The organism is Tahibacter harae (genome assembly GCF_024437735.1).
GTDB lineage: Bacteria > Pseudomonadota > Gammaproteobacteria > Xanthomonadales > Rhodanobacteraceae > Tahibacter > Tahibacter harae.
On the sequence record NZ_JANFQO010000044.1, the window covers coordinates 1 to 11747 of the forward strand.

Genomic DNA, 11747 nt, shown 5'->3' on the forward strand with positions numbered 1-11747 from the left:
GGCCGCGGCGCGGCCGGCCGTCGCAGCGGCGGCCGCGGAGAGCGGCGGAGCGTGCGCGCCGCGCCGCAGCGGCGCGCGCGTGCGCGTTCAGCTCGCGGACTGCCTGAAGCACCGCGCGGCGACCGATTTGCGCGAAATTGCGCAGACCGAAGTGATGCGAGCGGGGCGTGTGCACGGTGTCGCGCAGGTCGCTCGCGGCCGCGCGGGCATCGTCGTCGCGACAGCCGCGGCGATGAATGTGACGCGATGTTGCGCGCGGCGGCGGCGCACCGACGACAGACGCGCGCCATGCCGAACGGTGTCCTGCGACCGCGCCGCGACGCTTGTGCCGCGCCAAGCAGACCGCGCCGTTCGCGATGCGCGACGAAGCGGCGTGCGCACGGCGGGACAACCGTCGAAGCCGCCACGCCGATCACTGCGGTGGCGGCCATCATTGCGTCGGCCGCGCGGCGCGCTGCGCCCAGACTTGCGCTCGGCCGCGAAGGTGCGCGTGCTGTGTGCAAGCGCCGGTCCGCCGCGCCGGTGCGCGATGGCTGCGGTCGCCGGACAGGCGCCGAAGACAGGTGGTGTTGCGCAGGCCGCAAGATCCGGCACCGCCGCGCGCGCGCGCCCTGACCTGCTCGCAAGGCCGCGCACCGCGAGGACGTCCGCCACGCCGGGCGCGCAAACAAAAAGGGCGCGCCTTCCGGCGCGCCCCTTGGCGGACAGGGCGACGGCTTGGCGCCGCGCCCGGATGGAATCCGCTTACTCGTCTTCGCTGTCGACCTGTTCGGCGTAGGCGTCCGGGTCGAGCAGGTTGTCCATGTCTTCCTGCAGGTTGCTCGGCTTGACCACGACAATCCAGCCGTCGCCGTAGGCATCCTCGTTGATGGTCTCGGGCGAATCGGCCAGGGCCGAGTTGACCTTGATGACTTCGCCCGACACCGGCGCGTACACATCGGACGCCGCCTTGACCGACTCGACCACGGCGCAGCCGGCGCCGACTTCGAGGGTGTCGCCCACGTTCGGCAGCTCGACGTAGACCAGATCGCCGAGCAGGCCCTGGGCGTGGTCGGAGATGCCGATGGTGACGGTGCCGTCGTCCTCGACACGCGCCCACTCGTGGGACTTCATGAATTTCAGGTCGCCGGGAATCTCTTTCATGGTCATATCCTGGTAGGTGGGCACCGCGGCGCGAATTCTACACGGCCGCGGCGCGATGCAATCGGTTGGGGTGACGACGGCCGATCAGATGCCGTCGCAGGGCTTGCCGTCACGCACGAACGGGAACTTGACCACGCGCAGCGGCACAAGTTTGCCGCGGATGTCGACCTGGAGCTGGCCCGGCTCGCCGGCCGGGATGCGCACGAAGGCGATGGACTTGCCCAGGGTCGGCGAGAAAGTGCCGGAGAGGATCTCGCCGTCGCCATTGGCGCTGGTGACGCGCTGGCCGTGGCGCAGCACGCCCTTGTCGTCCATCACCACGCCGACGAGCTGGCGCGGCGCGCCCTGCGCCTTCTGCTGCTCCAGCACGGCGCGGCCGATGAAGTCGCGGCCTTCGTCCAGCGCGACGGTCCAACCCAGGGCGGCTTCGTAGGGGCTGACGCTCTCGTCCATGTCCTGGCCGTAAAGGTTCATGCCGGCCTCCAGGCGCAGCGTGTCGCGGGCGCCCAGTCCGGCCGGAACGACGCCGGCGGCCTGCAGGCGGTTCCACAGCTCGACGGCCTGTTCCTGCGGCACGACGATTTCGTAGCCGTCCTCGCCGGTGTAGCCGGTGCGGGCAATGAACAGGCCGTCGCCCTCGCAGGCGACAAACTTGCCGATCTTGGCCGCCTTGGCGGCGGTCTCGGGGCTGAGCAGGCTTTGCACCTTGGCGCGGGCATTGGGGCCCTGTACCGCGATCATGGCCAGCTCGGGCCGCTCGGTGACGCTGACGCCGTAGGCCTGGGCCTGGGCGCTGATCCAGGCCAGGTCCTTGTCGCGCGTGGCGGCATTGACGACGAGGCGGAAATATTCCTCGTCCAGGTAGTACACGATGAGGTCGTCGATCACGCCGCCTTCGGCGTTGAGCATGCAGGTGTACAGGGCCTTGCCCGCAACCTTGAGCTTGTCGACGCTGTTGGCGACGAGGTGGCGCAGGAACTCGCGCGTGCGCGCGCCGCGCAGGTCGACCACGGTCATGTGCGAGACGTCGAACATGCCGGCGTCGCGGCGCACGGCGTGGTGCTCCTCGATCTGCGAGCCGTAGCTGATCGGCATGTCCCAGCCGCCGAAGTCGACCATCTTGGCGCCTAGCGCGCGGTGGGTGGCATTGAGTACGGTCTGTTGGCTCATGGCAGCTTCCGGCGGGAAAGGCGCGCATTATCACGACGCGGGCAGGCCAATCCAAGCGCATTAGCCCCGCCGAGGCGTCGCTAAGGCGCTAGCCGCCGGGCCGATACACCGCCGCGTGGTGGCCCGGCGGCTACACTGCAGCACCGCCGCCAGCCCCGCCGCCATGCCCCGCCCTACTCTCACGCCCGAAGAAACCGCGCTGTTGGTGCGCCTGCGCCAGCCGCATTCGCTGCCCATGTTTGAACTGGGATACCTGGTGCCTTCGGGCCTGCTGATCGGCTTCGGCTTCCTGCGCGGCGAGCCGGCCGCGTTCGCCGCCGCCTTCGCCGTGATCGCGACGTTCAGCCTGTGGTCGCTGCGCGCGCAGTCGGCCGGACTGGCCCTGCTGCGCACGATTCTGCAGAAATACGAAACGGCGCTGGACCAGGCGCCGCCGCCGCGCGCAGACGGCTAGAACCGCCGCCTCACGCGACGGCGATGCCTGCGCGGCACCGCACTGCAACCGCTGGCGCGATCGCAGCGCGGCCTCCGCGCAGCGATCGGCGCCGGCAGCGGTCAATCCGCCTCGCCCACCGCGCGCACGCGCAGCGTCGCGCCGTCCACGCCGATCACCGCCACGCGCGCGCCGGCGGGAAGATCAGGGCCTTCCACCAGCCACAGCGAATCGCCGACCCTGGCCTTGCCGCGGCCGTTCTCGATCGCGCTGTCGAGCACGTAATGCTGGCCGATCAGTTGCTCCGCACGGCGGTTCAAGGTCGGCGCCGCCGGCGTCTGCAGCGACTTGCGCGCCAGGCGCCAGTAGCCCAGGCAGCTGACGAAGGCGAGCACGGCGAAGACCAGTACCTGGGAAAGCAGGCCCAGCTCCGGCATCAGCAGCAAGAGGATGGCCACGCCCGCCGCGGCGATGCCGAACCACAGCAGGAAGAAGCCCGGCAGCAGGATTTCCGCCGAGATCAGCACCAGGGCCGCTATCCACCACAACTGGATTGCAGTCACGTCGGCCTCCGTTCTCAGCCCGCCTCGCGCGGCCGCGGCGGCGGCTGCGGTGCGGTACGGGCCGCGTCGGCTCCGGCGCCGGCGGCGCGGGCCAGCTCGGCGATGCCGGCCAGCGAACCGAGCACGCCAGTGGCCTCCACCGGCAGCATCAGCAGGCGCTGGTTGGGCGCGGTAGCCACGGCCTTGAAAGCATCGACGTATTTCACCGCGACGAAATAGTTCAGCGCGTTGATGTCGCCCTTGGCAATGGCCTCGGACACCAGCGCTGTCGCGCGGGCCTCGGCCTCGGCCAGGCGTTCGCGCGCCTCGGCTTCGCGATACGCGGCCTCGCGCTTGCCTTCGGCTTCGAGGATGGCGGCCTGCTTCTCGCCCTCGGCGCGCAGCACCTCGGACTGGCGCGCACCTTCGGCTTCCAGCACCGCGGCGCGCTTGTCGCGCTCGGCCTTCATCTGCCGCGCCATGGATTCGACCAGGTCCCGCGGCGGCTGGATATCCTTGAGTTCGATGCGATTGACCTTGATGCCCCAGGGATGGGTCGCATCGTCGACCACGCGCAGCAGCTTGGCATTGATCTCGTCGCGCTTGGACAAGGATTCATCCAGATCCATCGAGCCGATGGCGGTGCGGATGTTGGTCATGACCAGGGCGATGGTGGCCTGTTCCAGATTGGAGACTTCGTACGCGGCCTTGGCCGCATCCAGCACCGAGAAGAACACCACGCCGTCCACGCGCACCACGGCGTTGTCCTTGGTGATGACGTCCTGGGAAGGAATTTCCAGCACCTGTTCCATCATGTTGACCTTGCGGCCGATGGTCTGGATGCCCGGAATCAAGATGTGGAAACCGGGCGACAAGGTGCGCGTATAGCGGCCGAACTGCTGCACCGTCCACTCGTAGCCCTGCGGGACTATGCGTACCGTCTTGGCCAATGCGATCAGGGCCGCGCCACCGATGACGATGGCCAGCAGCAGGATATCCATGACGCTTTTCCCCGTGTTTCTGCGTTATGCAGGTGGCCGAGTATAGCCAAGCGGCCCCTGCGCGCAGCTGTCGTAACTCGGTGTTAACATCCGCCGCGTATGCCGTCGCCAGGACTGCGTGGCGATAGCTGCGTCCGATTCCTAGTGGGGAGATGACACACATGAAGCGTGTTCTGTACCTGGCAGTGAGCGCCGCTCTTCTGGGCAGTGCGGGCAGTGCGCTGGCGATCACCGATTCAGAGACCAACGCCAGCATTCCGTTCAGTTTCTCCAGCCCCGGCGCCCGCAGCCTGGGCATGGCCGGCGCCTTCCTCGGCCTGGCCGACGATGCGACCGCTGCGTATACCAACCCGGCCGGCCTGACCCAGCTGGTGCAGACGGAAATCTCGCTGGAAGCGCGCCATACCTCCTACGACACGCCGTACATGGACGGCGCCGACACCACCACCAGCCCGTTCCGCATCGCCAATCTCGGCGTGGGCGAGGCGCACAGCTCCAACAACAATCTGTCCTACGTCTCGCTGGTGGTGCCGCGCGAGCGCTGGTCATTCTCGCTGTACCGCCACGAGCTGGCCCGCTTCGAGACGGATTTCACAACCCTGAAGGGCGCCATCGTCGACGAGGAATTCCGCGTCTTCCCGTTCCGCTCGGTCGCCGACCTGAAGATCGTCAGCCTGGGCGCGGCCGCCGGCTTCAAGGCCAGCGACAATGTCTCGCTGGGCTTCGGCGTCACCAATTACGATTTCCGCTTCGACACGCGCACCCTGCGCGTGGACGACCGCGATCCGGACAATGTCGTGCTCGCCGCGAGCCAGGGCCAGCTCGGCGATGATCGCGCCTACGGTTTCAACCTGGGCGCGCGCTTCAAGCTCAACGATCATTTCAGCCTGGGCGCGACCTACCGCAAGGCGCCCAGCCTGCACTACGACGCGGCCAACGTGCTGCTCGCCGACGACGACGGCACCCTGCCCTCGCCGGTGGTGCTGGCGGTGCTGCGCGATGTGAAGTTCGATATTCCCGACATCTTCGGCGTGGGCCTGTCCTGGCGCCCGGTGGATGCGCTGGTGGTGAACTTCGACGTCAACCGCGTGATGTATTCGCAGCTCACCGACGATATGCGCTCGCTGTTCAATATCCAGAGCGCGGCCAACGGCCTGTACCTGGAAGACGGCACCGAAGTGCGCCTTGGCGCGGAATATACTTTTGCCAACATGGCGGCGCCGTTCAGCCTGCGCGGCGGCTTCTGGCACGATCCGCGCCATTCGGTCGCCTACCGCACGCCGCCGGCGGATGTGGCCGGTTCGGTGCTGGCGACGCTGTTCGCCGGCGGCCGCGGCTCGGAAAACCATTTCGCCATCGGCGGCGGCTGGGCCTTCAAGAGCTTCCAGCTCGACTTCGGCGCGGATTTCTCCGACGGCCTGGATACCTACTCGGCGTCCGGCGTGTACCGCTTCTGATTTTCCACTGCCGGGCTGCAGGAAAAACGGCGCCTCGCGGCGCCGTTTTTCTTTGCCGGCCTGAAAGCCTCAGTCCGTGCAGCGCCGGCCGGCCAGCTCGGTCAGGCGCACCAGGCTGAGATTGCCTGCGCTGTAGCCGGCGCGCTGCGGCTGGTAGGACACGTTCAACGTGTTGTCCGAAGTGAAGGTCAGGCTGGCCGTACCCCACTTGGTCAAGGTCAGCGCGCTGCTGGAGAACGCGAACGGGAATTGCGCGCCCACGCCGCCGCCTTCGTACAGGTCCATCGTGGTCGGCGCGCTGGCGCCGGCCTGGCCCTGGCCGATCAGCCACAGCGGGCTGCCGTCGGGCCGGTAGGTATACCAGTAGGCTACGACGGTGCGGCCGTTCGGTCCCTGCGGCACCACTTCCAGGTTGAAGCCGTAGCCCGAGCGCGCCGGTTCAAACCAGATGCCGCTGTAGCAGGCGCGCAGCGGCGTGCCTTCCGGATCGTCCATGGCCAGCGCGGGCACGGTTAGGCGGCGCAGGGTCATGCTGCCGGGCGTGAAGCCGAAGCCGGTCGGCAGCCATTCCACCGTGGCGGTGTTGGAATCGGTGAAGGTCAGGCGCAGGCGGCCCCAGTTGCTGGCCACGCCGCCGCCCGGGCCGACCGGGAAGCCGGTGGAGCGCACGCTGTACACCGGCACTTCCAGCACATTGCCGGTGGGCGTGGCCACGCCCTGGAGAAATACCGGATTGCCGTCCAGGTACAGATACCAGGTCAGGTAGAAACGGCCGTCGGGCAGCGCCTCTACCAGGAAGCCGTGGCCGCTCTGGCCCGGGTTGAACCAGTTGCCGCTGTAGGACTGGTCCAGCCGCGCCGGCACGGCGCCGGTGTTGAGCGGATCCTGCTGGGCGAAGATGTCGGCGTTGCCGTTCGGATCGGCCGCATCGATATTGCTCGCGGTGGAGTCGAACGCGACCGCGTTGCCCTCGCAATCCAGCGACGGATTGCCCGAGGCACCGTTGGGCGCCGCGCCGCCGGCGGTGCTGACGGCGCTGCGGGTGACCTCGGCCTCGGTGTCGTAGACGAAGACGTCGGTCATGCCGCCGATATCGCCGCTGACCAGGTCACTGGCGCTGGAGCCGAACGCGATCACCTTGCCGTTGCAGGAGATGCTGGGATCGCCGGCATCGCCGTTGGGCGCGCCGCCGGAAGTGCCGCGCACGCCGAACAGGCCATTGCCCAGATCATTGGGCACGGCGACTTCCTTGGCCTCGCCGCCGTCGAAGCGCAGCGCCGCCGCACTGCCGCCGCTGACCGAAAGAAACACGTTGTTGTTGCCGCCGACCAGCGACAGCAGCAGCGGCGCGCGCGTGGCGAAGGTGACGCGCTGGCCGTCGTAGGAAACCGAAGGCCGGCCTACGTCGGCGTTGGCCGGGCGGCCGGACGACGTCTGGCTGAGGCGTTCGATCCGGGAACTCAGCAGATCCTTGCGCACCACCTGCCAGTTCGCCGTGCCGCCGAGATTCGGCGCGCGGGTGCGGAACACCACGTAGCGGCCGTTGCCGGAAATTGTCGCGTCGCAGCTGTCGCCGTCGCCGGGCGTGCCGTCGGCCATGGTCGACACCAGGGTAACCACGCGCGTGACCGTGTCCATCACGAACACGTCCTTGGCATTGTTGGTGTCGCCGTTGACCCAGTTGTTGGCCGAGGAGCAGAACGCCATGAGCTTGCCGTTGGCCGACAGGCTGGGGCTTTCCGCCGGCCCCTGCAGCGGCTGGCCGTTGGGCGCGGTGCTGGTACAGGTAGAGCGGAACAGGCCGTTCGGTGGCGAATTGCACAGCTGGCCGGCTTCGCCGGCCTTGCGGCCGTCCGGCGGGGCGGCGGACTGGCCCGCCAGTGCCGCGGCGCTGGCGGCCGGCTGGTAGATAAAGGCGATGGCGCGGCCGTTGGCCGACAGCGCCGGAGAGGTGCTGTTGCCGCGCAGGGCCTGGCCGTCGCTGTCGCGCACACTGACCAGGCGCGTGCTGCCGTCGCGGCGGCTCTTGAGCACGATGTCGCTGCCGCCGGCGTTGCTGTCGTTGTCGGTGAGGCCGCGCTGGCGCGTGGTGAAGGCCACCAGGGAGCCATCGCCGCTGAGCACCGGCGCGGTGGAGTTCTCGGTGGTCGCCTGGCCGTCGCGGCGCAGGCTCAGCGGCCGCGCGCGGTGTGCCGTGCCGACCACTTCGGCGGTGGCCAGGCTGAAGCGCGCGCCGGAGACGGTGAAGCGCGTCACGGCGCCGGCTTCGAGCGATTCCCCCGGCGGCAGGCTGTTGAGGCGCACCCGCACCGGACAGCTCGCACTGACACCGGGCGCGAGGCCGTTGGGCATGCTCCAGGTCAGGCTGTTGCCGTTGGCGCTGACGCAGGCGCCGCTGACCAGGCTCAGCTCCGCCGGCAGCGTCAGCTCGGTGCTGGGCGCTTCCAGCTGGTGGATGCCGCCGTTGTGCAGGCGCAGCTCGTAGTCGAAGGTGTTGCCCACGCGCACCGGGCCGGCGGTGCTGGCCTTGAGATTGAGCACGACGCGGTCGGAAGTCGGCGGCGATACGGCCAGCACGTCGATGCTGGAAACGGCCGCCGGGCCGCCGATGCTGAAGCAGGTCACGACAAAGTGGTAAACGCCGGTTTTCGGCAATGTGAAACTGACATCGTGCAGCTCGCGGCAGGTGGCCGCGCTGTTGCAGACAGTCTGCCCGGTGGAGCCACCGGTCGGCGCCACCGGCCACTCGGAGAAGCTGATGCCTTCGGGGAACGATGAACCGTCGTAGGTGCAGACGCTGGCCGTCGCCGCCCAGTTGAGATTGATCCTGCCGCCGACCACGATCGACGCCGGTGCGTCGCCTGCCAGCGGATTGGTGAATGAGGCTGGCGGGTTGCCTGCCATCGCCGCCGAACACAGAAGCCCCGCCACGGCCGTCCAGGCCGCCAGTATCGTCGCGCGCATGCCACCCTCCTCGTGTCAGATGCCGCACCCCCGGCGCGGACCACGCTAGCGCAGAGCCTCACAGGCCGCAATGCGAGCGAAGTGAAAACCGGGACTCCCGCCGCGATCATGCCCGGCGCCGCGCCGGCTTCCGTAAGCCGGTTCGCAGCCGTACTGCGACCGGCGTCACCGTGTGGCGTTGTAGAGACTGCGAAAACGCGGCGAGAACAGCGCCGGATCCGGCACGAGCGCGGGATTGAGCGCGCGTACGGCGCGGATGTCGGCCCGCGCGGCATCGGCGCCGGAGCCGTCCAGCTCGCCCTGGATCTGCCGCGCCGCGGCGCGGATCAGCAGCGCCTGCGCCCGCGCGCGCGGCTCGCCGAAGCTGTCGGGATTGAGCCGTATCACCTCGGCATAGCGGCCGCCGAGGTAGTTGCGGAAGGCTTCCAGCAGCGGCGCCGGCACGCGCTGGGCCAGCGGCGTCTCCACCGGCTTGGGCGGTTCGGGCTTGGGCCTGGGCGGCTCGGGTTTGGGTTCCGGCTTTGGCGGCTCGGGCTTTGGCGGTTCCGGCCTGGGCGGTTCGGGCTTGCCGCCGTCGGGCGCGGTGGTGCCGCCGGTCTTGCCCGGTTCGGTCTTGCCGGGCTCGGTCTTGCCCTGCTGGGCCAGGCGCGACTCGCAGCTGGCGCTGTTGCGGTCCTGCTCGGCCTTGAGATTGGGCACGCTGCCGATCACGCCGGCATTGGCCGCACTGCGCCACTGGCTCAGCGCGCCGGCGCAGTCGCCCTGCTTGAACGCGGCCAGGCCGAGGTAGAACTGCGGCACGTACGGTTCCCAGCGCTGGCCGTAGAGGCGCACCCGCTGCGCCGCGGTCGGGTTGTCGGCGATGGCTTCCTGCATGCGCTGGCGCACGGCCGCCCAGTCGCCGTCCTTGGCCGCTTCCAGGCCACGGCTGTAGCTGTCCTTATAGTCGGCCGCGGCCGACAGGCACATGAGCGCCGCCAGCAGGGCGGCGATTCCCTTACCAGCCCGCACGCGAGAAATAGTCCTCTGCCGAGATGGTGGGGAACGCGGCGTTGGCCACCGCGCGGCGCTGCGCCTCGACCTTGGCGATGACCGTGACCGGCTTGCTCGCGCTGGGATGGCGGAAGGTGATGACGTAGTTGCCGGCCGGCAGCTTGAGCAGGAACGGCGTGCTGGCGTCGCCGGGCAGGCTCACCGCCTTGCGGTTGCCGTCCAGCACGGATTCCACATTGGCCCAGGGCTGGGCATTGAGCACCAGTTCGCCCTGCAGCGCGGCCAGACGCTCGGCCTCGGCCTGTTCCAGCTTCTGCCGCAGCGCGCCGGCATCGCGCAGCAGTGCGGCGACGGCAGGCTCGGCACCGAGCAGCTTTTCATTGCCGCGGACGAAGTTCTGCAGGGCGTCGAACTCCGCCAGCGCGGTGGCCGAGCGCTGCGCCGCGGCAACGGTTTCGGCCAGACGCGCACGCAGGGCCAGGGCTTCAGCATCGCGCGGATCGGCGGCGAGCAGCGCGGCCAGGGCGGTAGCCGCGGTGGCCAGCGCGTCGCTGCGCACCGGCGTGGCGGCGATGGCGCTGGCGATGCGTTCGCGCGCAGCCTTGCTGTCGGCTTCGCGCTGCTCGGCCTGGGCCTGGGCTTCGACGCGGGCGACCAGGTCCTTCAGGCCCGCATCCGCCGGGAAGGCGGCCACGCCTTCGCGCAGCAGGGCCAGGGCGGCGGCGGTCTGCTTTTCCTTGGCGCGCGCTTCCACGGCCTCAGCCAGGCGCCGCGGCAGTTCGGCCAGCAGCTGCTGCGCTTCGGCGTTCTGCGGATCCAGCTTGAGCACCGTATCCAGCGCACTGCGCGCACTGCCGCCGGCCGGGCTCAGGAAACGCTGCTCGGCCACGGCCTGCTTGGCCAGCGACAGGGCGCGGCCGATGTCGGCCAGGCGCTGGCCCAGGCGCTGCTCGATCTCGCCCTTGAGCGCCGTCGCATCGGCCCGGCCGGGCTCCGCGCGCAGGGCCAGCTCGGCCCGCTCCAGGGCGCGCTGCGGCGTGGCCGCTGCGGCGCGGCGGCCGTCGGCGACCAGGGCGGCCGCCAGCGATGCGGCATAGGCCTGCACGCGGGCATCCTGCGGCGCGAGTTCGCGCATCTGGCCCAGGCTGAGGAAGGCGTTGGCCGTGGCCGGCTCGGCCAGATGGCCGGCCTTGAGTTCGGCCTCGGCCCGCTGCAGCAAGGCGAGCAATTGCTTTTCCAGCCCGGCCGCGCGCTGGGCCTGGGCCGCACTGTCGGCCAGCGCGGTGAAGGCCGGCTCCTTGCCCAATTCGGGGCGCAGGCCGATCAGCGCCAGGTTGGCGCGCTCGGGATTGTTCGCCGCCAGCGCCTCGCGCGCCGGTGCGAGCTGGGCGGCGATGAAGGCGTCCAGGCGTTCGCGCGCGGCGGCATCGTCCGGCGCCAGGGTGCGGGCGCGCGTCAGCAGCGCGTAGGCCCCGTCCGGGCCGAAGGGCTTGCCCTCGCGCTGGGCCGCGGCAGCCCCGGCAAGCAACTGTTCCAGCTGTTTCTTGCGCTCGCCCGCGGCCAGGGCGGCGTCGATGCGCTGCTTGAGTTCGGCCAGCTGGGCATCGTCCTTGCGCAGGAACAGGGCCTGGTCGGCCTTGTCCCGGGCCAGGGCGAAATCGCCCTTCTGCAGCGCGGCCTCGGCCTCGGCGCGCATGGCCTGGCTGATGCGCTCCAGCAAGGCCTGGGCGGCGGCGTTTTCCGGATCCTTCTGCAGCACTTTCTGCAGGGTTTCGTAGGCATTGTCGCCGGGCGGCGAGACCAGCTTGCTCTCCGCCGCCATGCGTTCGGCATCCTTGAGCCAGAAGCCGACCAGGGCGCGCTCGTCCTCGGACAGGCCCGAGGCCGCCTGCCAGCGCCACAGGCCCACGCCGACCGCCAGCAGCACAAAGGCCACCGCGAGACCTACCCACAGCCACGGCGGCTGCGCCGGCGCCGGGCGGCGCGAAGGCGGCGGCGCGGTGGCCGCGGCGGGCCGGCGCGGCGGCGGCGCAGGCGGCCTGGC

General features: G+C 70.0%; 10 protein-coding genes. 2 read left to right on the forward strand and 8 right to left on the reverse strand.

Going from position 1 to position 11747, the window contains the following annotated elements; genetic code table 11:
- The 3 genes from NM961_RS23405 to gcvT form a co-directional block, all read right to left on the reverse strand.
- Nucleotides 1–391: hypothetical protein (locus NM961_RS23405; RefSeq protein ID WP_255916849.1), on the reverse strand; the 391-nt coding region annotated here is incomplete at its 3' end.
- A 353-nt stretch (nt 392–744) separates the two neighbouring features.
- Nucleotides 745–1143, reverse strand: a complete 399-nt coding sequence (gcvH, locus tag NM961_RS23410; protein ID WP_255916850.1) for a glycine cleavage system protein GcvH — start codon at nt 1141–1143, stop codon at nt 745–747.
- An 84-nt stretch (nt 1144–1227) separates the two neighbouring features.
- Nucleotides 1228–2313, reverse strand: a complete 1086-nt coding sequence (gene gcvT / locus NM961_RS23415) for a glycine cleavage system aminomethyltransferase GcvT (protein WP_255916851.1) — start codon at nt 2311–2313, stop codon at nt 1228–1230.
- 163 nt (nt 2314–2476) lie between these two features.
- On the opposite strand from gcvT, the gene NM961_RS23420 reads away from it, so the two are divergent.
- Nucleotides 2477–2767, forward strand: coding sequence for a hypothetical protein (locus NM961_RS23420; RefSeq protein WP_255916852.1), 291 nt, complete (start codon nt 2477–2479; stop codon nt 2765–2767).
- A gap of 101 nt (nt 2768–2868) precedes the next feature.
- Here NM961_RS23420 and NM961_RS23425 read toward each other — a convergent pair whose 3' ends face one another.
- Nucleotides 2869–3309 carry an NfeD family protein gene (locus NM961_RS23425; RefSeq protein WP_255916853.1) on the reverse strand — a complete coding sequence of 147 codons (441 nt, stop codon included), beginning with the start codon at nt 3307–3309 and terminating at the stop codon, nt 2869–2871.
- A gap of 14 nt (nt 3310–3323) precedes the next feature.
- Entirely contained in the window at nt 3324–4289 is a 966-nt protein-coding gene (locus tag NM961_RS23430; RefSeq protein ID WP_255916854.1) for an SPFH domain-containing protein, read from the reverse strand.
- 161 nt (nt 4290–4450) lie between these two features.
- Between NM961_RS23430 and NM961_RS23435 the strand changes: the two genes are divergently transcribed.
- Complete coding sequence (locus NM961_RS23435) at nt 4451–5746, forward strand: OmpP1/FadL family transporter (protein ID WP_255916855.1); 1296 nt, start codon at nt 4451–4453, stop codon at nt 5744–5746.
- A gap of 69 nt (nt 5747–5815) precedes the next feature.
- Here NM961_RS23435 and NM961_RS23440 read toward each other — a convergent pair whose 3' ends face one another.
- The 3 genes from NM961_RS23440 to NM961_RS23450 form a co-directional block, all read right to left on the reverse strand.
- A complete protein-coding gene (locus NM961_RS23440) occupies nt 5816–8710 on the reverse strand; it encodes a TolB-like translocation protein (protein ID WP_255916856.1) in 2895 nt (964 codons plus the stop codon).
- A 165-nt stretch (nt 8711–8875) separates the two neighbouring features.
- Nucleotides 8876–9679, reverse strand: a complete 804-nt coding sequence (locus NM961_RS23445; RefSeq protein ID WP_255916857.1) for a hypothetical protein — start codon at nt 9677–9679, stop codon at nt 8876–8878.
- A 28-nt stretch (nt 9680–9707) separates the two neighbouring features.
- The coding region (locus tag NM961_RS23450; protein WP_255916858.1) for a coiled-coil domain-containing protein at nt 9708–11747 on the reverse strand (2040 nt) is incomplete at its 5' end.